The 21,492-nt window shown below is 66.3% G+C and carries 16 protein-coding genes; 9 read left to right on the plus strand and 7 right to left on the minus strand.

Going from position 1 to position 21,492, the window contains the following annotated elements:
* The 6 genes from OCK02_RS22695 to OCK02_RS22720 all read left to right on the plus strand — a co-directional run bounded on the left by OCK02_RS22695 (position 1) and on the right by OCK02_RS22720 (position 8,102).
* Positions 1-1,545, plus strand: a complete 1,545-nt coding sequence (locus OCK02_RS22695; protein ID WP_263814984.1) for a sugar ABC transporter ATP-binding protein — start codon at positions 1-3, stop codon at positions 1,543-1,545.
* 22 nt (positions 1,546-1,567) lie between these two features.
* On the plus strand, positions 1,568-2,608 hold the full coding sequence (locus tag OCK02_RS22700; RefSeq protein ID WP_263814985.1) for an ABC transporter permease: 1,041 nt from the start codon (positions 1,568-1,570) through the stop codon (positions 2,606-2,608).
* Positions 2,609-2,731: 123 nt separating this feature from the next.
* Positions 2,732-3,679, plus strand: a complete 948-nt coding sequence (locus OCK02_RS22705; RefSeq protein ID WP_230807720.1) for a D-ribose ABC transporter substrate-binding protein — start codon at positions 2,732-2,734, stop codon at positions 3,677-3,679.
* Between the two features lie 76 nt (positions 3,680-3,755).
* Positions 3,756-4,679 (plus strand): DeoR/GlpR family DNA-binding transcription regulator, encoded by a 924-nt coding sequence (locus OCK02_RS22710; protein WP_412178900.1) that lies wholly within the window; start codon positions 3,756-3,758, stop codon positions 4,677-4,679.
* Between the two features lie 104 nt (positions 4,680-4,783).
* Positions 4,784-6,319 (plus strand): FGGY-family carbohydrate kinase, encoded by a 1,536-nt coding sequence (locus tag OCK02_RS22715; protein ID WP_263814986.1) that lies wholly within the window; start codon positions 4,784-4,786, stop codon positions 6,317-6,319.
* 64 nt (positions 6,320-6,383) lie between these two features.
* Positions 6,384-8,102 carry a glycerol-3-phosphate dehydrogenase/oxidase gene (locus OCK02_RS22720; RefSeq protein WP_263814987.1) on the plus strand — a complete coding sequence of 573 codons (1,719 nt, stop codon included), beginning with the start codon at positions 6,384-6,386 and terminating at the stop codon, positions 8,100-8,102.
* Between the two features lie 30 nt (positions 8,103-8,132).
* On the opposite strand, the gene OCK02_RS22725 is transcribed toward OCK02_RS22720, so the two are convergent.
* The 6 genes from OCK02_RS22725 to OCK02_RS22750 form a co-directional block, all read right to left on the minus strand.
* A complete protein-coding gene (locus tag OCK02_RS22725) occupies positions 8,133-9,506 on the minus strand; it encodes an amidase (RefSeq protein ID WP_263814988.1) in 1,374 nt (457 codons plus the stop codon).
* 208 nt (positions 9,507-9,714) lie between these two features.
* Positions 9,715-11,220 (minus strand): tripartite tricarboxylate transporter permease, encoded by a 1,506-nt coding sequence (locus tag OCK02_RS22730; RefSeq protein WP_263814989.1) that lies wholly within the window; start codon positions 11,218-11,220, stop codon positions 9,715-9,717.
* A 9-nt stretch (positions 11,221-11,229) separates the two neighbouring features.
* The gene (locus tag OCK02_RS22735) at positions 11,230-11,691 is read right to left on the minus strand and encodes a tripartite tricarboxylate transporter TctB family protein (RefSeq protein WP_230807715.1); all 462 of its coding nucleotides are present in this window, start codon (positions 11,689-11,691) and stop codon (positions 11,230-11,232) included.
* A gap of 176 nt (positions 11,692-11,867) precedes the next feature.
* A complete protein-coding gene (locus OCK02_RS22740; protein ID WP_230807714.1) occupies positions 11,868-12,851 on the minus strand; it encodes a tripartite tricarboxylate transporter substrate-binding protein in 984 nt (327 codons plus the stop codon).
* 218 nt (positions 12,852-13,069) lie between these two features.
* Complete coding sequence (locus tag OCK02_RS22745) at positions 13,070-14,416, minus strand: sigma-54-dependent transcriptional regulator (RefSeq protein ID WP_263814990.1); 1,347 nt, start codon at positions 14,414-14,416, stop codon at positions 13,070-13,072.
* Complete coding sequence (locus OCK02_RS22750) at positions 14,413-16,242, minus strand: sensor histidine kinase (RefSeq protein ID WP_263814991.1); 1,830 nt, start codon at positions 16,240-16,242, stop codon at positions 14,413-14,415. Before OCK02_RS22750 ends, OCK02_RS22745 begins: the two co-directional genes overlap by 4 nt.
* A 241-nt stretch (positions 16,243-16,483) precedes the next feature.
* On the opposite strand from OCK02_RS22750, the gene OCK02_RS22755 reads away from it, so the two are divergent.
* Positions 16,484-18,616 (plus strand): methyl-accepting chemotaxis protein, encoded by a 2,133-nt coding sequence (locus OCK02_RS22755; RefSeq protein WP_263814992.1) that lies wholly within the window; start codon positions 16,484-16,486, stop codon positions 18,614-18,616.
* A 120-nt stretch (positions 18,617-18,736) separates the two neighbouring features.
* Here the strand turns inward: OCK02_RS22755 and OCK02_RS22760 are convergent, their stop codons facing one another.
* A complete protein-coding gene (locus tag OCK02_RS22760; RefSeq protein WP_230807710.1) occupies positions 18,737-19,411 on the minus strand; it encodes a FadR/GntR family transcriptional regulator in 675 nt (224 codons plus the stop codon).
* A gap of 248 nt (positions 19,412-19,659) precedes the next feature.
* Between OCK02_RS22760 and OCK02_RS22765 the strand changes: the two genes are divergently transcribed.
* Together OCK02_RS22765 and OCK02_RS22770 are read left to right on the plus strand one after the other, a co-directional pair.
* Entirely contained in the window at positions 19,660-20,649 is a 990-nt protein-coding gene (locus OCK02_RS22765; protein WP_263814993.1) for an ABC transporter substrate-binding protein, read from the plus strand.
* Positions 20,650-21,492 (plus strand): ABC transporter permease, encoded by an 843-nt coding sequence (locus OCK02_RS22770; RefSeq protein ID WP_263814994.1) that lies wholly within the window; start codon positions 20,650-20,652, stop codon positions 21,490-21,492.

Consider the following 21,492-nt stretch of genomic DNA (forward strand, 5'->3'; position numbering starts at 1 on the left):
ATGAGCCAGGTTCCCTCCTCCCTCGACGATCCGCGCGAGGTCGTTCTCGCCGCCCGCAACATCGCCAAGTCCTACGGCAACGTCCATGCGCTGAAGGGCGTCAACTTCGACGTCCATCGCGGCCAGGTCACCACGCTGTTCGGCGAGAACGGCGCCGGCAAGTCGACGCTGATGAAGATCCTCTCCGGCGTCGTGCAACCGTCTTCCGGCGAGATCCTCCTCGACGGCCAGCCGGTCAGCTTCTCCTCGTCCTCGGATGCGCGCGACCGCGGCATCTCGATCATCCACCAGGAGCTCAGCCTCGCGCCGAACATGAACGTGCGCGACAACATCTTCATGGGCCGCGAGATCACCACCTCCACCGGCGTCGACTTTGCCGAGGAGGAGCGCCAGACCCGCGCGCTGATGGAAGAACTCGAGGAAGACATCGATCCGCTGACGCTGGTGGAAGACCTCCGCCTCGGCCAGCAGCAGATCGTCGAGATCGCTCGCGCGTTGTCGGTCAACTCCCGTATCCTGATCATGGACGAGCCGACCTCGGCGCTGAGCGCCACGGAAGTCGAGGTGCTGTTCAAGGTCATCCGCGACCTCAACAGCAAGGGCGTGTCGATCGTCTACATCTCCCACCATCTGGAAGAAGCGCTGCAGATCACCAACCATGCGGTGGTGCTGCGCGACGGCAACATGACGGCCTTTGCCAAGCGAAAGGACATCGACCTCGAATGGATCGTCCGCAACATGGTGGGCGAAAACTTCGATCTCGGCTCCCCGCCGGAGGGCCACGAGATGGGCAAGGTGGCGCTGGCGGTCGAGGGGCTGACGGTTCCCGATCCCGCAGGCGCGGACTATTCGGTCGTCGACAGGCTGTCGCTGAACGTCAAGGCTGGCGAGATCGTCTGCATCTACGGGCTGATGGGTGCCGGTCGCACGGAACTTCTCGAATGCGTCGCCGGTCGCCTCAAGGCTTCGAGCGGCCGGGTGCTGCTCGAGGGCGAGGATGTCTCCCACCTCAGCATCGCCGACCGTATCGAGCTCGGCCTGGTGCTGGTCCCCGAAGACCGCCAGCGCGACGGCCTGGTCCAGACGATGACGGTCGGTCGCAACCTCTCGCTCGCCAGCATCGGCGCCTTCACCAAGGGCCTGTTCACCTCGCGCAGCAGCGAAGGCGCCCTCATCGACGAGTCGATCCGCAAGGTGCACATCAAGACCGATGGCGGCGGGGCGGCGATCGGATCCCTGTCCGGCGGCAACCAGCAGAAGGTGGTCATCGGCAAGATGCTCGCCACCAATCCGAAGGTGATCCTTCTCGACGAGCCCAGCCGCGGCATCGACATCGGCGCAAAGGGCGAGGTGTTCAAGCTTCTGGCGGAGCGGGCCAGGCAGGGCCTCGCCGTCCTCTATTCCACCTCCGAGGTCGGCGAATGCCTCAGCATCGCCCACCGCATCATCGTCATGCACCGCGGAAAGATTTCCGCCGAGTTCGGATCGAATGTCACGAAAGAGAAGATCATGGCCGCTTCGGGCGAGGCCGTGGTCGCTCACTAGACGGAAATCATGGAGCACTGACATGTCAGTCACAAGCACAACCGACAAGAAATCCGTCGCGAACGGCACCAAGCGCAAGACCAGCCTCGTCCAGCTGCTTCTGGAAGGCCGCGCCTTCTTCGCGCTGATTGCCATCATCGTCGTCTTCTCGATCCTTTCGCCCTACTACCTGACGGTCGAGAACTTCCTCATCATGTCCTCGCACGTGGCGATCTTCGGGCTGCTGGCGATCGGCATGCTGCTGGTCATCCTCAACGGCGGCATCGACCTGTCGGTCGGCTCGACGCTCGGGCTCTCGGGCGTCATCGCCGGCTTCCTGATGCAGGGTGTGCAGCTTGAGCAGCTCGGCGTCATCCTCTATCCGCCGGTCTGGGCCGTCGTCGTGCTGACTTGCGCGCTCGGCGCCTTCGTCGGCGCCGTCAACGGCGTGCTGATCGCCTACCTCCGGGTGCCGGCCTTCGTCGCGACGCTCGGCGTGCTCTACTGCGCCCGCGGCGTGGCGCTGCTGATGACCAATGGCCTGACCTACAACAACCTCAGCGGCCGCCCCGAACTCGGCAACACCGGCTTCGACTGGCTGGGCTTCAACCGCCTGTTCGGCATCCCGATCGGCGTGCTGGTGCTTGCAGCACTCGCGATCATCTGCGCGGTGGTGCTGAACCGCACCTCCTTCGGACGCTGGCTCTATGCCTCGGGCGGCAACGAACGCGCCGCCGAGCTTTCCGGCGTTCCCGTCAAGCGCGTCAAGATCACCGTCTACGTGCTGTCCGGCATCTGCGCCGCCATCGCCGGCCTGGTGCTGTCCTCGCAGCTGACCTCGGCGGGACCGACCGCGGGCACGACCTACGAGCTGACGGCGATCGCCGCCGTCGTGATCGGCGGCGCAGCACTCACCGGCGGCCGCGGCACGATCCAGGGCACCATGCTCGGCGCCTTCGTCATCGGCTTCCTCTCGGACGGCCTCGTCATCATCGGCGTATCCTCCTACTGGCAGACCGTCTTCACCGGCGCCGTCATCGTGCTCGCCGTCCTGCTCAACAGCATCCAGTACAGCCGCCGTTAGCCGCGGCCGGAGGGATCAAGAGACCTTGTCCGCAACGGCCAGTGAGGGTCCAGAGGGCCAGCCGATTGCGGAAAGCAACGCCGGGCGACCGGCACCACCATCCTGATTGAAAGGGAGAGAGACATGTTCAAGAAGGGAATGCGCATCCTGTTCGCCGCCGTCGCAGCGGCTCCGCTGCTGGTCAGCACCGCCTGGGCGGAAGGGCTGATGACGATCATCGTCAACGACCCGTCCAACCCCTACTGGTACACCGAGGGCGAAGTCGCCAAGGCGACGGCCGAGAAGCTGGGCTACACGGCCACCGTCGGCGCCCACAAGGGTGACACCAACACCGAGAGCAACCTGATCGACACCGCGATCACCAACAAGTCGGTCGCGATCATCCTCGATCCGGCAAACGCCGACGGCTCCGTCGGTGCGGTGAAGAAGGCCGTCGCCGCCGGCATCCCGGTCTTCCTCGTCAATGCCGAGATCAACCAGGAAGGCCTCGCCAAGGCGCAGCTCGTCTCCAACAACGCCCAGGGTGCCGCCCTCGGCGCCACCCAGTGGGTCGAGAGCGTCGGCCAGGAAGGCAACTATGTCGAGCTGTTCGGCGCGCCTTCGGACAACAACGCCGCCACCCGCTCCAACGGCTACGAGACCGTGCTGACGCAGTATCCGGACCTCGTCAAGGCCGCCCGCGAAGTGGCCGACTGGGACCGCACCAAGGGCCATGCCAAGATGCAGTCCATGCTGCAGGCCAACCCGGATATCATCGGCGTCATCAGCGGCAACGACGAAATGGCGCTGGGCGCCATCGCAGCCCTGAAGGAAGCCGGCAAGCTTTCCGGCATCAAGGTCGGCGGCTTCGACGGTTCGCCGGATGCGGTCGCAGCGATCAAGGCCGGTGACCTCCAGTACACGGTCCTGCAGCCGGTCGCCATCTTCTCGGAGGAAGCGGTCAAGCAGGCCGACAACTTCATCAAGACGGGCGAAACCGGCGCCAAGAGCGAGAAGCAGCTGTTCGATTGCCTCCTGATCACCAAGGACAACGTCGACAAGTACACCGCTCCCTTCGTCCTGTCGGAGTGACATCCATGAGGAGGGGCGCCGCCCGGCGCCCCTCTTCCGCTACCTGCGAGATGGCCATGCCTGTCGAAAGGCCGGCATGGGTCGCCGGCAAGCAGAATTTCCCATCGGACAACGTCTGGCTGACAGCGTGCACGCCCAGGCGAATGGCGGAGCGATCGTGACCAGGAAAGCGAATGTCGAGCAGCTTCTTTCGGAACCGATGCCGAGCGACAGTCGGCACGCCCGCCAGCTGGTGCGCCGGCAACTGATCGCCGAAACGGTCATGGCCGAGGGATCGCTGCGCATCGAGGACCTCACCGGACGCTTCGGCATCAGCCTGATGACGGCGCACCGGGATGTCGACGACCTCGTCAGCCGCGGCATCTTCCGCAAGTCCCGCGGCATCGTCTCGGCCGCCCCCACCAGCCTGATCGAAGCCAGCGACGTCTATCGCGCCAACCGTCAGGCGGCGCAGAAGAAGAACCTCGCCGAGGCGGCCATGCGCTACGTGGAACCCGGTCAATCGATCTTCCTCGACGATTCGACGACGGTCCTCCAGATGACCGCCCACCTGCCGGCCAAGGTGCCGCTGACGGCGATCACCAATTCGCTCAATGTCATGAACGCGCTGAGGGGCGTGCGCGACCTGACGCTTCTCGGCCTCGGCGGGCAGTTCTACACCTGGTGCAACGCCTTCATGGGCCACATGACGGTCCGCGAGATCCGCCGGTTGCGGGCCGACATCGCGTTCATGTCGATGTCGGCCATCACCGACGACTTCGTGTTCCACCAGTCGGCGGAAATGGTGGAGACCAAGCGGGCCATGTTCGATTGCGCCGCCCGGCGGATCCTGGTGGCAGACCACACCAAGTTCGAGCGGCGCGCCTTGCACAGTTTCGCCGCCCTTTCGGAATTCGACGTCGTCATCGTCGACGAGGATACGCCGGTCGAGCACCTCGACCGGCTGCAATCGAAGGGCATCAACGTGGTGGTTGCCGGATCCGGCGCCGCCCGCCCCTGACGGAAGCCCGACTCCACAGGGCGCCGCCGCACGTCAAGAATGGTCCTCGCGTTTCGCCGCAGGACGGGAAAAGAGCGGTCCCCCGCGTCCGCCTGGAGTTTACCATGCCAAGCATCCTCGGCATCGACAGCGGCCTGACCGTCACCAAGGCCGCCATCTTCGACATCGACGGCACGCCCGTCGCCGTCGCCCGTCGCCGGGTCTCGCAATCAATTCTCCAGCCCCGCCATGTCGAGCGCGATATGGATGAACTGTGGACCGCAACCGCCGAGGCCATCGCAGAGGCGATCCGTGCGAGCGGCCGGCCGGCATCGGATATCCAGGCCATCGCCGCCACCGCGCATGGCGACGGCGTCTACCTCCTCGACGCCGATGCAAGGCCGCTCGGTCCGGCGATGCTGTCGCTCGACAGCCGGGCGGGCGCGATCGTCGAGCGCTGGCAGGAGGACGGCACCGCCCGGCAGGCGATCGAGCTGACGGGACAGGGTCCGCACGTCTCCGCGCCGGCAGCCCTGCTCGCCTGGGTTCGCGACAACGAGCCTGAGCGATTTGCCAGGATCGCCCACGTCCTGAGTTGCAAGGACTGGCTGCGCTACTGCCTGACAGGCACGATCGGCGCGGACCGGACGGAGGCCAGCACGTCCTTCACCGATGTCCGGACCCAGGACTATTCGCAGGATGCGCTTCGGCTCTTCGGGCTGGAGGCGCTGCGCAATGCGCTGCCGCCCGCCGCCCGTTCCGACGAGGTGGTCGGCCGGGTGACGGCGGAAGTCGCCCGCCGCACCGGGCTTGCCGAGGGCACCCCTGTTGTCGCCGGATTGCACGACGTCACCGCGTCTGCGCTCGGGATCGGCGGACACAAGCCCGGCATCGTCGCGGTGATCGCCGGAACCTATTCGATCAACGAGACGGTGTCCTTCGAGCCCCGCGTCGACGACCGGTGGTTCTGCCGCAACGCGATCGTTCCGGGCCAGTGGCACAACATGTCGATCTCGCCGGCCTCGACCGCCAACTACGACTGGTTCCTCGACAGGCTCTGCGCGGCCGAAGTCGCGCAGGCCGAGGCGACCGGCCGCTCGGTCCACGCCCTGCTCGCGCCCGAGATCGAGGCGGCCTTCGCGCGGCCCTCGACGGCCTTGTTCCATCCCTATCTGTTCGGCTCGCCCTACGGCGCGGCCGCCAGTGCCGGCTTTGCCGGCCTCGGCGGCTGGCATGGCCGGGGCGACATGCTGCGCGCGGTGCTCGAAGGCATCGCCATGAATCACCGCATCCATGTCGATGCCCTGCGCGCCGGCTTCTCCTTCGAGGAGGCGCGCCTCACCGGCGGCATCTCCCGCAACCCGGCCATTGCCCAGATGTTCGCTGACGTGCTCGACATGCCCGTCACCGTCACCGATACGGACGAAGCCGCGGCCTGGGGTGCGGCCCTTTGCGCGGGCGCCGGCGTCGGCATCTTCCCCGACCATCAGAGCGATCCGCGCGATCTCGCAGGCCTGTCCCGAACCTGCCGGCCCGATCCCGTCCGCAGCCGTCACTACGAGGAGCGCTACCGACTGTTCTGCGATATCGCGCAGGCAATGACGCCGCTCTGGCCGCGCATCTCGCAACTCACCGCCTCCGACGGCCCGCCGCGCGGCTGATCGCCCGACGACACCTGCTTCTCCCCCTCCCCCGTCCCATGCCTGAAGACCTGGAATATCCGAAATGACCGAGACCGCCGCCGACATGGACCTGCGCCTTTCGAAACTGGCCGAGGACGGCGTCGACGTCGTCATCCTGGGCGCCGGCGTCAACGGCGCGGGGCTCTTCCGCGACCTCAGCCTGCAGGGCGTCAGCTGCCTGATCGTCGACAAGGCCGACTTCGGCTCCGGCACGAGCGCGGCACCATCGCGCCTCATCCATGGCGGCCTGAAGTATCTGGAGACCGGCGAGTTCGGGCTGGTGGCTCAGTCGACGCTGGAGCGCAACCTGCTCCTGAAGAACGCGCCGCACTGCGTCACACCGCTGCCGACCTTCATCCCGGTGTTCTCCTGGACGCGCGGGATCTGGGCCGCCCTTCGCACGCTTTTCGGCTCGACCACCGCGCCGCGCAGCCGCGGCGCCGTGCTCGTCAAGATCGGGCTGGCGCTCTACGATTTCTATGGCTCGCGCAACCAGGTGATGCCGCGCCACCGGCTGCTCCTGCGCCGGCGCGCGCTGGCCGAAATGCCGAAGGTCACACCCGACATCGTCGCCGGCGGCATCTACTACGATGCGAAGATCAGTCGGCCGGAGCGGCTTGTCTACGAACTGGTCGCCGACGGAATTGGCGCGAACCCGAACGCGGCGGCGCTGAATTTCACGACGCTCCTGTCGTCGAAGGACGGCAGCCTGGATTTCCGGCGCCCCGATGGCAGCACGCTATCCGTCCGTCCCAGGCTCGTCGTGAACGCCGCCGGTCCCTGGATCGACCGGGTAAACGAGGCGCTCGGCGCGCCCTCTCACCTGATCGGCGGAACCAAGGGATCCCACATCCTGCTCGACCATCCGGAACTGGTGAAAAGCCTCAACGGCCACATGATCTATTTCGAGGCCGACGACGGACGCATCTGCCTCGTCTACGACTATCTCGGCCTGGCGCTGGTGGGCTCGACCGACATTCCCAGCGACGATCCCGACGATGTCCGTTGCGAGGAAACCGAGACGGCCTATTTCCTGGAAAGCCTCGCTTCGCTGCTGCCCGCCCTTTCCTTCAGCCGTGACCAGGTCGTCTACAGCTACAGCGGCATAAGACCCCTGCCCGCCTCCGACGCCTCCGCGCCCGGACTCATCAGCCGGGACCATTCGGCGCCGATGCTGGAGCCGGAGGCGGACCGGCCCTTCGCCATCGTCTCGCTCGTCGGCGGCAAGTGGACGACGTTCCGCGGCTTTGCGGAGGAGGTGGCCGACACGATCCTCAAGCGACTGCAGCGCCCGCGCGGCAGGTCGACCCGCGACCTCGCGATCGGCGGGGGCAAGGACTTTCCCCCCGGTCCGGCGGAACGGGCCGAATGGGCAAGAGAGGTCGCGTCCAAGACGGGTCGCCCGCAGGAAAGGGTGGAAGAACTGCTGTCGCGCTACGGAACCACGGCGCGCTCCATCCTGTCGCATCGATCGCCGTATTCCGATCTGGAACGGTTGCCGGACGCGACGGGCTACAGCCTTGCCGAGATCGACTGGATCGCACGCAACGAGTTCGTCGAGCATCTGGGCGATATCGTGCTGCGGAGGACGACGCTGGCGATCCAGGGGGCCCTGACCGCGGCCGACCTAGCAGCGATCGCCACGGTCGCCGGTGCTGCGCTCGGGTGGGACACGGAACGCAAGGCCGAAGAACGCGCAGACGTCGTCCGGACGCTCGAACGCTATCACGGCCTGAAGCTGCAACTGGAACCGGCGACTTGATCGCCTACACCTTCGCCGCCCGCCGCCGACCTACCGGATATCAACGCCCCGCATCACGTCTTCCGCGGCAAGCGCTGCGGAAAGCAGACGCAGGTCTTCATGGGCCAGCGCCGCGACCTGGAACCCGACCGGCATGCCGGCATCGCCGACACCGCACGGGATCGAGACGGCACACCAGTCGAGGAAATTGCCGATCGACGGATTGCGCAGGGTCTGCCCGTTCGTCCTGAAGAACAGCGCATCGTCCTCGATCAGCGGCGCGATCGGCGGGGCGACGTGCGGCACCGTCGGCGACACGATCAGTTCGCCGGGGCCGAGGCCGGCTGCGAACTCGGCCATCAGCCGTTCCCGCGTCCGCAGGATCTCGATGTAGCCGGCCACGGTGATCTTCTCGCCCAGCCGCGTGCGAACGACGACGCGCGGATCCATGCCTGCAGCCTCGGGTCCGGCAAGGCGCGCCGCATGGACGGCAAAGGCTTCGGCCGTGACAAGGGCGCCGTTTTTTGCGGTCAGTTGGAAGATCTCCGGAAAGACGGGAAAGGCCTGACGGCGGATCTTCGCCCCCGCCCGGGACAGCCGTTCCAGCGCCTGCTCGAACGCGGACGCGACCCCGTCCTCGATATCGTCGAACACCACGGTTTCCGGCACCACCAGTGACAGTCCGCGAACGCTCCCCCGCGCCACCTCGGAAGCGGTCCGTCCCCGCATCGCCGCATCGATCCAGATCGCGTCCTGCACGGTCCGGCAGAGCGGCCCCAGCGAATCGAGGCTGCCGGCCAGCGGAAACACGCCCCGCATGTCGTAGCGCCCGCGCGTCGCCTTGTAGCCGACGATGCCGTTGAAGGCGGCCGGGATGCGCACGGAGCCGCCGGTGTCCGTGCCGATCGAGACCGGGACGAGGCCGGCTGCGACGGCGACGCCCGACCCGGACGACGAGCCCCCGGGCAGGCGGGCCGTATCCTTCGAGACCGGATTGCGCGGCGTGCCGTAGTGCGGATTGATGCCGAGGCCCGAAAAGGCGAACTCGCTCATGTTGACCCGACCGACCGCCACCATGCCCGCAGCCTTCAGTGCGCCGACGATGGCCGCGTCGCCGGTGGCGGGTTCGGCGGAAGCCAGCACCTTCGAGCCTGCCGTCGTCGCAAGACCTGCAAGGTCGAACAGGTCCTTCCAGGCAACGGGGATGCCGTCGAGAAGGCCGAGCGACCGGCCGTCGCGAACACGCCGCGAGGCCGCCCTGGCCTCCTCCAGCGCCCGCTCCCGCGTCAGCGCAACGAAGACCGATCCGTCCCCGTAGCCGGCGATGGCGTCGAGCGTCTCCTCGGCCAGGGCGACGGGATCCAGCGCCCCCGACTGGATGCGGGCCGAAAGCGTCGCAATCGACTGGCCGATGTTCCTGGTCATCTCCGCGTCCTTTCCTGACCGCCACCGGGCAGCCGGCGGCGCAGATGGCAATTCCTGTTCGCCGGCGCGGCGCTCCGCATGCCCTATCCGGCCGCGGCACCGCGTTGCGAACACAAGCAGCGTTCAACAGTCTGAGGCCGGATTCGTCAACCGCAAACACGGAGGACAAGCATTGCAGCGGCGTGTCGTTGCCGGACGAGGCATAGCATCAGTCCTCTTCCTGGAAGACCTCCTCGCGCTTTGCCTTCACCGAAGGCAGGAACACCACCACGAGCACGGCCAGCGCGATCAGGAGCAGGATGGCGCTGATCGGGCGGGTGACGAAGGTGGTCGGGTCGCCGCGCGACAGGATCATGGCGCGGCGCAGGTTCTCCTCGAGCAGCGGCCCGAGCACGAAGCCCAGGAGCAACGGCGCCGGCTCGCAGCGCAGCTTGACCAGCACGTAGCCGACGAAACCGAAGAACGCGACCGCGTAGAGGTCGTAGACGTTGGAATTGACGCTGTAGACCCCGATCGAGCAGAAGGCCATGATGATCGGAAACAGCACGTAGTAGGGGATGGTGAGCAGCTTCACCCAGAGGCCGATCAGCGGCAGGTTGAGAACCACGAGCATCAGGTTGCCGATCCACATCGAGGCGATGATGCCCCAGAAGAGGGCGGGCTGCTCGGCGGCGACGTTCGGACCCGGCACGATCCCCTGGATGATCATCGCGCCGACCATCAGCGCCATGACCGGGTTGGCCGGGATGCCCAGCGTCAGAAGCGGAATGAACGAGGTCTGGGCGCCGGCATTGTTGGCCGATTCCGGCCCTGCCACGCCTGCGATCGCGCCCTGCCCGAACTCCTGCGGCGTGTCCGAAATGCGCTTCTCCACCGTGTAGGAGGCAAACGCCGCGAGGATGGCGCCGCCGCCCGGAAGGATGCCGAGCGCCGAGCCGATCGCCGTGCCGCGCAAAACGGGGCCGAACATGCGCCTGAAGTCGTCGCGCGTCGGCCACAGGCCGCTGACCTTCGCCATCAGCACCGTGCGGGTCTTCTCGCCTTCCAGGTTGCGCAGGATCTCCGCCACGCCGAAGACGCCGACGGCGACGGCGACGAAATTCAGCCCGTCGGCATATTCGCGGATGCCGAGGGTGAAGCGGGGCGTGCCGGTATAGATGTCGGTGCCGACGAGGCCGAGCAGCAGCCCGAGGGTGACCATCGCCAGCGCCTTGACGATCGAGCCGTGCGCGAGTGCCACGGAGGACACGAGGCCGACGACCATCAGCGAGAAGTACTCGGCCGCACCGAATTTCAGCGCGATCACCGTCAGCGGGATGGCGAAGATCGCCACCAGGAAGGTGGAGACCGTGCCGGCGAAGAATGAGCCGAGCGCCGCGATCGAAAGGGCGGCACCCGCCCTGCCCTTCCGGGCCATCTGGTAGCCGTCGATGGCGGTGACGGCGGAGGACGATTCGCCCGGCATGTTGATGAGGATCGCCGTGGTCGAGCCGCCGTATTGCGCGCCGTAGTAGATGCCGGCCAGCATGATCAGCGAGGAGACGGGCTCGAGCTGGAAGGTGATCGGCAGGAGCATGGCGATCGTCGCCGTCGCGCCGATCCCCGGCAGCACGCCGATCAGCGTTCCGAGCAGCACGCCAATCAGGCAGAAGAGAAGGTTTTCAGGTGAGGCGGCCGTGTAGAAGCCCAGCGCGAGATTGCTGAAGAGATCCATGTGCGTCTCCTAGAACCGGACCCAGGGGCCGAAGCGCTGGAAGGGCAGGCCGAGCGCATAGCTGAAGACGACCACGGAAAAGAGGGTGATCGAGATCGCGAGAACGACCGCCATCGGCGCTTTCATTCTCGCCGAGGCGAAGGCGGCGATCAGGGCGATGAGGAACAGAGAGGGAACAAAGCCCAAGCCCCGCACTGTCAGCCCGAAAAAGATCGGCGCGGGCAGGATGAAGGCTATGCCGCGCAGCGCGATCGGCCCGAAGGGCTCGCCCTCGACCCGCGTCGACTGCACGAGAATGACCGCGCCGAGAAGGGTGAGGATGACGGCCAGCACCAGCGGGAAATAGCCGGGACCCATCCGCAGCGCGGTGCCGATCTCGAGGTCCAGGCTCTGATAGATGAAGAAGCCGCCCAGCCCGATGAAGAGCGCGCCGCAGAGCGCGTTGGCGCTGTCGAATGTCAATGATCTCATGTTTCCCCCTGGGCGCGGCCGCGACCGCCATGTGCCGCCGGTTTCGGACAGTCCGACGCGGCGGCCTGCAGAATTCTCCATCGCGCCCGCAGCCTCACTAAGGTGATCGGTTCATGCCGGCGCCGGATGCGGCATGGCCGCCCGCAGGTCTCGCGGGCGGCCATGTACGTTCAACGTCAGTCGGCGTACTGGCCGGCGGCCTCGATCACCGGCTTCCAGCGGGCGATCTCGCTCTCTAGCTTGGCCTTGAGGGCTGCCGGCGTCGCATCGGCTTCCGGCGAGGGAACCGTGCCGAGTTCGCCGAAACGGGCGACGACGTTCGGATCCTTCAGTGCCACCTGCAGCGACTTCGACAGGCGTTCGCCGATCTCCGCAGGCGTGCCCTTCGGGACGTAGACGCCATGCCAGATGCCGACCTGGAAATCGGCCAGCCCGCCTTCGGCTGCGGTCGGGATCTCCGGCAGGACTTCCAGGCGCTCCGGCGAGGTCACTGCATAGGCCTTGATCGTTCCGCCCTGGATCTGCTTCGTCGTATTGGTGGTCTGGTCGCACATGATGTCGACCTGGCCGCCGAGCAGGTCGGTCATGGCCGGACCCGTGCCCTTGTAGGGAACCGTGGTGAGCGGCGTGTCGATCGCGCTCATCAGCAACATCCCGCACAGGTGCGAGGCGGCGCCGATGCCGGCATTGGCAACGGTGACGGTGTCCTTGTTGGCCTTGACGTATTCGACGAGGCCCTTGAGGTCGGTCGGTTCGAAGTCCTTGCGGGCGACGATCGTCATCGGCACGTCGGTAACGAGGCCGACATATTCGAAGGCGTTCAGCGTATCGTAGGCGAGCTTGCGGTAGAGCGTGGCGCTCGTTGCCATGCCGATATGGTGCAGCAGCATGGTATAGCCGTCCGGATCGGCCTGTGCGACGCGGCCGGCACCGAGCGTGCCGCCGGCGCCGCCGACATTCTCGACGACGATCTGCTGGCCGAGGTCCTTGGACATGGATTCGGCGACGAGGCGCGCCACGGTGTCGGTCGGACCGCCGGCGGAGAAGGGAACGACCATGGTGATCGTCCGGTCCGGATAGGTCTGCGCGGATGCCGACGTGGAAATGAGGGCGATGGCGGCGGCTGCCGTCATGCCGAATACGGTGTTCAATACCTTCATTGCGATCCTCCCCGATATTGGCCTGCCGGCGCGGCTCCCTCCGCCCCGGTCATGGATGCGGAAACTGTGGGACAGCCGCCCCATGGAACAACCGACCAGCCCGTTCCGGCATGCGAAAATCTTACGGCATGTATCGCTTCATGTGTGGGACCGGGGACAAACGGGCCCTGCAATGGGTGGATTTCCACCCATTGCAGGGCGCTCAGGCGTGGACGCCATCAGGCATAGTCGCCTCCATCGGAGCGAATGTTCTTGTCGAGGCCGTGCTTCTGCATCTTCTCGTAGAGCGTCTTGCGCGAGATCCCCAGCATTTCATAGACCGGGCGCAGGCTGCCGCCATGGGCAGAAAGCGCGCTGGCGATGAGGCTCCGTTCATAGGCGGCGACCTTGTCCGACAGCCTCTGGCTCTGTTCGACGCCGTCCTCTCGCTGCGGCTCGAGGCCGAGCACCAGCCGGTCGGCAGCGTTGCGCAACTCGCGCACGTTGCCGGGCCAGCTGCGCCCGGCGATCTCCGTCACCGTCTCCGGCGGCACCTCGATGTCGCTGCGGCCGTAGCGGGCGGCCGCCTCGCGGACAAGCTGGAGGAAGAGAAGGGGGACGTCGGCCCGGCGCTGGGCGAGCGACGGCACGTGCAGGGTCGCGACATTGAGCCGGTAGAGGAGATCGGCGCGGAAGCGGCCTGCCGCCACCTCGCCTTCCAGGTTCACCTTGCTCGTCGCGATGAAGCGCACGTCGAGCGGCACCGGCTCGTTCGAGCCGAGCCGCGTGATCACCCGCTCCTGCAGCACCCGCAGGAATTTCGCCTGCAGTTCGATCGGCATCGAGCCGATCTCGTCGAGCAGGATGGTTCCGCCGCGCCCGTGCTCGAACTTGCCGTAGCGCGGACGCAACGCCCCCGGGAAGGCGCCGGCCTCGTGGCCGAACAGCTCGCTCTCGATCAGGTTTTCAGGCAAGGCCGCGCAATTGATGGCGATCAGCGGCCTGTCGGCGCGAGCGCTGATGTCGTGCAAAGCCCGCGCCACGACTTCCTTGCCGACGCCGGTATCGCCGATGATCAGCGTATCGGCGTCGGTCGCGCCGATCGCGCGCAGGCGATAGCGCAGGTCCACCATCACCTGGGTGCGTCCCGGCAGCCGTGCCTCGACGTCGTCGCGCTTGCCGGCGACCGCGCGCAGCCGGCGGTTTTCCAGAACGAGGCTGCGCCTGTCCAGCGCGCGCCGGATGATGGCCGCGAGTTGCTGGGCGGTGAACGGCTTTTCGACGAAGTCGTAGACGCCGGCGCGCATGGCGGTGACGGCGAGCTGCACGTCCGCATGCCCGCTGACGAGGATCACCGGGAGTTCGGCATCCATTTCGCGGATCCGCTGCAGCAGCGTCATGCCGTCCATTCCCGGCATGCGGATATCGCTGACCACTACGCCGTCAAACCCGTAGCCCACGCGCTCGAGCACCGGCTCAGCATTGGCGAAGGTCACCACCTCCAGCCCGAACAGGCCCAGCGCCTGCGCCGAGGAACGGCGCATTTCCTCTTCGTCGTCGATGAGGAGGATGCGGCTTGCGCTCATTCGGCGGCCTCGCTGAGGGCCGGAGCGGCGTCGAGCACGATGCAGAATTCGGCGCCCCCGTCAGGCGGATTGGACACCGAGAGGCTGCCGCCGAAATCCTTGACGATGTTGTAGGAGATCGAAAGGCCGAGCCCAAGGCCACGGCCGACACCCTTGGTGGTGAAGAAGGGATCGAAGATGCGTTCCACGATCGCCGCGGGCACGCCCGGCCCGTGATCGCGGATGGTGATCGCCACCCTGCTGCCACTGCGCACGGCATCGATGTGGATGCGGCGGTCCGCCAATCCTTCGACCGCGTCGGCGGCATTCGTGATGATGTTGACGAGCACCTGCTGCAGCCGCACCGAGCCGGCATGGACCACGGCGGGCGTCTCTCCGAGATCGATCAGAAGGGTCGCATCGGCGGACTTCAGGCGGGCGGCGACGATCTCCAGCGTATCCGTCATCACGGCCGAGAGCGCGACCGGGCCGAGCTTTTCGTTGGGCTTGCGGGCAAAGTTCCGCAGGTGCCGGCTGATCGAGGCCATGCGGTCGATCAGCCCGGAGATGCGCCGGACATTGTCGCGGGCTTCGTCGACACGGTCGCGGTCAATCAGCATCGCCGCGCTGTCGGCATAGGTCTTGGCCGCCGCCAGCGGCTGGTTCAGTTCGTGCGACAGCGCCGCCGACATTTGGCCGAGACCGGCGAGCTTGCCTGCCTGGATGAGGTCGGCCTGGGTCTCGCGCAGCTTCTGCTCGGTCATTCGGCGCTCGGCGATTTCCAGTTCGATGCGCCGGTTGACGCGCGCCAGATCGGCGGTGCGCTGCTCCACCCGATGCTCCAGCTCGTTGCGCGCCTCGATCTGCATGCGCATGCGCTCCTGCGCCCGGGCGCGCCGCTGGATCACGATCGCGACCGCAAGCCCCGCCAGGCCCAGAAACAGGAGCACCGCGATCAGCATCGTGCGCGTCTGGGTGCGCACCGAACTCGTGTCCATCAGGACGCTGACGGTCCAGTCGGCCTCGGGCATGTACTGGGACAGCGCCAGGTATTCGCGCGCAGCACCGCCGTCGGCAAGCGTGATCAGCCGGTGCCCCGTCGTCTCGTTTGCGTGAAAGGGCAGCGGCTTCAGCACCGCCTCGGCATAGCGGCGCGAGGCCTGGGTCCGTTCGAGCCGCTCCGGCGTCAGCGGCAGGATGGCCGAATAGAGCCATTCAGGGCTGCCGGTCATGAAGATGATGCCTTCCGGGTCGGAGACGAAGATCTTGTACTCGCCGCCCTGCCAGCTGGCCTCGATGGTATCGATGTCGACCTTGAAGACGATGACGCCGCGGATCTCTCCGTCCACGCGGATCGGCGAGGCAAAATAGTAGCCGCGCTTCAGCGACGTCGTGCCGAGCGCGTAGAAGCGCGACTGCCCGCCCCTGGCCGCGTCCTGGAAATAGGGCCGGTAGCTGAAGTTTTGCCCGACGAAGCTCTTCGGCCCGTCGAAATTGCTGGCGGCGATCGTGTCCCCGTCCATCTTCATCACATAGATGTCCGAGGATTCCAGCAGGCCGTTGATATCCTTGAGATAGGCGTTCGCCGCCTGGCGCAGCGTCCTGTCGTCGGGGTCGCTGATCAGGTGCTTGATATCCTCGTGATCGGCGATCAGCGCCGGCAGCGGCTCGTAACGGCTCAGGTGCCCCCGCAGCGCCGAAGCGGCAAGGCGAAGCGCCGAACCCGCCTGCAGCGATGCTTCGTCCATGTAACTGCGGGTCGCGAGCGCTCCGCCCGGCACGATCACCGCAGAGAGGACGGCCGGCAGGAGCACGAGCCAGACAAGGATACGAAAACGCTGCTTCACGAAACGCGGGCTCCTCCCTCCCTCGCCGCGGCCTCCCGCCGCGGGCGAAGTCTAGAGAGCAATGCCGCATTTTCCAAGAGACGAGTAGGCCCGTCGTTGTGGGCGAAAGACCGAAGGGCGGCGAGGCGACAGCCTACCCTTAGTTGCCGAGAGTGGGACAATTAGTGTCGCGAGTTAAGCAAGCACTAACCTCCGCTGGAAATACTGTATGCAGAATGCAACACGGGAAGGGGTTTGTGCAGTGAAGACGGAAACGAAGGTCGCCCGACCGCTCTGGATGGTCGTCACGGGATGCGGTTTCGCCGCGGTCCTGTTTGCGAGCAGCGTGATCGGGGGCATCGGCTGGCATCGGCAGGTCAGCCTCATCGAGCAGGCGGTGAAGGACGAGTCGAAAAACGACCTCGGTGTCCTTCTTTCCAGTATCGACGCCCAGCAACGCGCCAATCTCGGCCTTGCGGTCGCCGTGGCCGGGCAGCCGACCATCATCGAGATGATGAAGACGCGCGACCGCGAAGGCATCGTCAGGACGCTCGAGACCGGCTTCGCGCAACTGAAGGCCCGCGGCGACGTCCAGTCCATCGGCTTCGCAGATGCCGGCAGCACGGTGATCGCGCGCGTCCACGATCCGGAAAAGGCCGGCGACAACAACAAGGGCCGGCGCAAGGGCATCGAGACGGCGGTCGCCGAGGCCAAGCCGACCTCCGGCATCGAGCCCGGCAAGGCCGGCATCGCCATCTTCGGAACGGCACCCGTCATGGACGGCACGACCGCCATCGGTTCGGCCGACGTCGGCACGCAGCTAACCGTCGACTATTTCAGCCGCCTCGCCGAGAGGATCAACGGCGCGTTCTCCGTCTACGTCGCCAAGGACGGTGCGCTCCAGCGGCAGGCTGCGACCTATGAGGGCGAGCCGCTCGTGGCGATCGAGGAACTGCAGGCCATGGCGCAGGGAACCGCGCCGGGCCGGTACGCCTATGCGGACGATCGCACCCTGTTCGTGACGGCGACGCCGCTGGTCAATTTCTCCGGCGAGACGATCGGCCTGATCGAGGCCGCATCGGACGTCACGGCAACGGTCGCCAGCGGCCGCTCCGCACTCACCATGTCGCTGCTCGCGGCAGCCGTGACCGCGCTCCTGGCGCTGGCCGCCTTCTTCCTCTTCGCCCGCAGGCTGGGGAATGTCATCCGCCGCCTGAACGGGACGATGACGGAACTCGCAGAAGGCAATCTCGACGCCGTCGTCGAAGGTCGCGACCGCCGCGACGAACTGGGCGCGATGGCGAACACCGTCCAGGTCTTCAAGGACAACGCCGTCCGGACGCGCGAGCTGGAGCGGGATGCGCAGGAGCAGCGCGAACGCACCGACGACGAGCGCCGGATGACGGCAGCGAAGGAGCAGGACCGCTCCGCCGCGATGTCCCAGGCGACGAACGGCCTCGCCACGGGGCTGAAGCACCTGGCGTCGGGCGACCTGAGCTTCCAGCTCGACGAGCCCTTCGCCGCCGATTTCGAAAGCCTGCGCGCCGACTACAATCGGGCCGTCGAACAGCTGCGGCAGACCTTGACGGCGGTGGCGAACGCCACGAACTCGATCGACAGCGGCTCGCGCGAGATCAGCCACAGCGCCGACGATCTCTCCCGGCGCACCGAGCAGCAGGCGGCCTCCCTCGAACAGACTGCGGCCGCGCTGGACGAGATCACCGCGAACGTCACCAGCTCCACCAAGCGCGCCGAGGAAGCCCGTGCCGTCGCGATCCACGCAAACGAAAGCGCGCGGCAATCGGGCACGGTCGTTGCCAATGCCGTCGATGCGATGAGCCGCATCGAGCAATCGTCGAACCAGATCTCCAACATCATCGGGGTCATCGACGAGATCGCCTTCCAGACCAACCTGCTGGCACTCAATGCCGGCGTCGAGGCGGCACGCGCGGGCGAGGCCGGCAAGGGCTTCGCGGTCGTCGCGCAGGAGGTCCGCGAACTCGCCCAGCGTTCCGCCCAGGCGGCCAAAGAGATCAAGGACCTCATCCGGCACTCCTCCGGCGAGGTGGAGAACGGCGTGCAGCTCGTCAGCGAGACCGGCGAGGCGTTGAAGACGATCGAAGGTTATATCGTCACGATCAACCAGCACATGGACGCCATCGCCACCTCGGCGCGCGAACAGTCCGTAGGGCTCAGCGAGGTGAACACCGCCGTCAACCAGATGGACCAGGTCACCCAGCAGAACGCGGCGATGGTGGAGGAAAGCAACGCCGCCGGCGCGACGCTTGCCATGGAAGCGGCGCGCCTGAAGGAACACGTCGAGCAGTTCCGCCTCAGCGGGAATGCCGCCTCCCCGTCCGGACAGCGCGAAGCATCCGGGCGCCGGGCGGCATAGGCGGTCGGCGGGGCCGATCGGCTCCACCGACCATCACAAGGCTCTTTGTGCCAAGGCTCGCCGCGCTGCGGTGAGCCCTTCGTCGTTCCGGTGCCGTCGCCCTTCCCGGATCGCCGCCCGTCAGAGACGGTCGCGCATATGGCTTTCGACGCTGCGCAGATGCCGGCGCATGGCGTCGGCGGCGCCCGCGCCGTCGCGGTCGGCGATCGCAGCCACGATGCGGGCGTGTTCCTCGAAGCTGTGGTGGTCGGCCGGCGGGCGCAGCGGTGTGTCGCGCAACCGCCCCCAGGTCACGGCCCGGCGGACGGCGTTCAGCGTATCGAGCAGGCCGAGCAGCAGCGAATTCTGCGACGCCTCGCCTATCGTCCGGTGCAGCTTGTTGTCCCATTGCTCGTACTGGCGCCAGGTCGGCGCCTGCTGCGCTTTCAGCATGCAGTTGCGCATCTCCGCGACCTGGCCCGCCGTCGCATAGAGGGCGGCGCAGCGGGCCACCTCCGGCTCGAAGGCGATGCGCGCGCCCATGACCTCGAGCGGATTGGTCCGCTGGACCATGGCGTTGACGTCGGCGACCGTGTCGATCGGCCGTTCGCCGGTGAAGGTACCCTTGCCGACATGCCGCCAGACGACGCCCTCCGACTGGAGGGTCGCCAGCGCCTTTCGCAAGGCGCCCCGCCCAACCTCGAGCGACTGCGCCAGCTCCCGCTCGGGCGGAAGCCGCCCGTCGTCGGGCAGGTCCGTCGTGGCCAGGAAATCGCGCAATCTCGTCAGAACTGCCGCATCGGTGATTTCGATCATGTTTTCGCCAAACCAATCTTGAATTGGTTTTGGTTATAAGAAACTTCGCCGTACCTGTCAACGCAATCGGCAGCGCTGAAATTGAATTTTATTTCAATTATTAAATTCATATACTTACGAGACATTCAGGCCGCCCAGGACACCATGATGCTGCCGTGCAGCAACACTTCCCCGTTGACACAATTCGATATTAATGAAGAATTGGTTCCAGATTGGGTCGAGGAGCCCGATTTCTGGGAGGAACGAATATGAACATGTTTGCCAGACGAATGAGGGCGTCGGCGGCTGCCGCCGCTTTCTGCCTTGCCACCGCAATCCCGGGATGGGCGCTTGCCGATCCCATGCGCGTCGCCTTCGGCGATATCGCCACCGTCGAATCCCTGCACCTTCTCGCCGCGCTCGAGCGGGCGAAGGAAAAGGGCGTCGACGTCCAGGTCACCTTCCTGAAGAGCGAGGACATCGCCGCCCAGGCCGTCGTCAGCGGCCAGGCCGACATCGGCGTCGGCGGCCCCTATGCGCTGCTGCAGAAGGTCAAGGCGCCGATCCGTATCTTCATGCAGCTCTCCAAGCTGCAGTTCTACCCGGTCGTCAATTCCGAGGCCTACAAGGAGTGGAAGGACCTGGACGGCCAGGAGGTCGCCGTTCACTCCCGCGGCTCCGGCACGGAGGCGATCATGAGGCTGATGGCCGACAAGAACGGCATCACCTATTCCAACATCTCCTACGTGCCGGGCGCCGAAGTGCGGACCGGTGCGCTGCTGCAGGGCAACGTCAAGGCGACGATCGTGGACTCGTCCGGCAAGCGCATTCTGGAAAAGGAGGCCCCCGGCAAGTTCATCTTCCTGCCGCTGGGAGAGGTCAGCGCGACGGACGAGGCGCTCTTTGCCAACACCGACTATCTGGAAAAGAACAAAAAGGACGTCGAGATCCTCGTCGAGAGCATCCTCACCACCTGGCGCGAGGTCGCGGCGGACCCCAAGGCGGCCATCGCGCTCCGTGACAAGTACAAGCTCCTGCCCGACGCCACGCCGGAAATGGTTGCCGACATCGAGCCCTATTTCACGGAGGTCGCCACGACGCTTCCGCTCAACGGCGGCGGCACCGACGCAGCCCGCGACGACTTCGACTTCTACACCATCTCGGGCGCGCTGGAAGGCAAGGCCGAGGACCTGAAGGTCGAGGACTTCTGGGATCTCACCGCGCTGGACGCGGTGCTCGCCAAGACTGGAACCAAGTAGATGCACATGGCCGCTTCACCGCAAAAGGTGAGCGCGACGGGAGGAGCCGGCAGCGGCTCCTCCAGCATCGTCGAAGCGCTCGCCGACTTCGCCCGGCGCCGGAAATCCTTCTGGGTCGCCGTGTCGCTCGCAATCCTGTTCACCGCATGGGAAATCGCCGGCCGGGTGCCGATCAGCTTCGCCTTTCCGACGTTCTTCGAGACGCTGTCGGCCCTGATCGAGATGGCGCTCGACGGCACGCTGCTGCCCGCCTATTTCATCACCTTCCAGCCGCTTCTTCTCGGCGTCGCCATCTCGGCTGTCCTCGGGATCGGCCTCGGCATCATCATGGGGCTTTCCGACAAGGCAGAATGGCTGCTGGCCCCCGTCTTCATCGTGCTCCAGGCGGCCCCCATGGCCGCGCTCGTGCCGCTCGTCACCTTCGTCTACGGCATCGGCCTCGTCGCCAAGACGCTGGCGGTGATCATGCTGGCACTGCCCGTGATCGTGCTCAATTCGTACAAGGCCGTCCGCCACGTCAATCCGTCGCTGGTCGACATGTGCCGCTCGTTCCAGGGCACGCGCATGCAGCAGATCTTCAAGATCGTCATTCCGGATGCGACGCCGGTGCTTTTTGCCGGCCTTCGGCTCGGCATCGCCGCCGGCTTCATCGGCGTCATGCTCGCCGAACTGCTGATCACCCCCACCGGCATCGGCGACCTCATCACCTATCACCGCTCGGTCGCCAACTACGCCCACATGTATGCGGCCGTGGCATCCATTATCGCCGTGTCGACGCTGACGCTCGCAGCCCTGCAATATGTCGAACTGCGCTTCCTGCGTCCCGAAAAGAGGAGAAAGTGA

The sequence above is a fragment of the Rhizobium sp. TRM96647 genome (assembly GCF_025780115.1).
Taxonomy (GTDB): domain Bacteria; phylum Pseudomonadota; class Alphaproteobacteria; order Rhizobiales; family Rhizobiaceae; genus Mycoplana.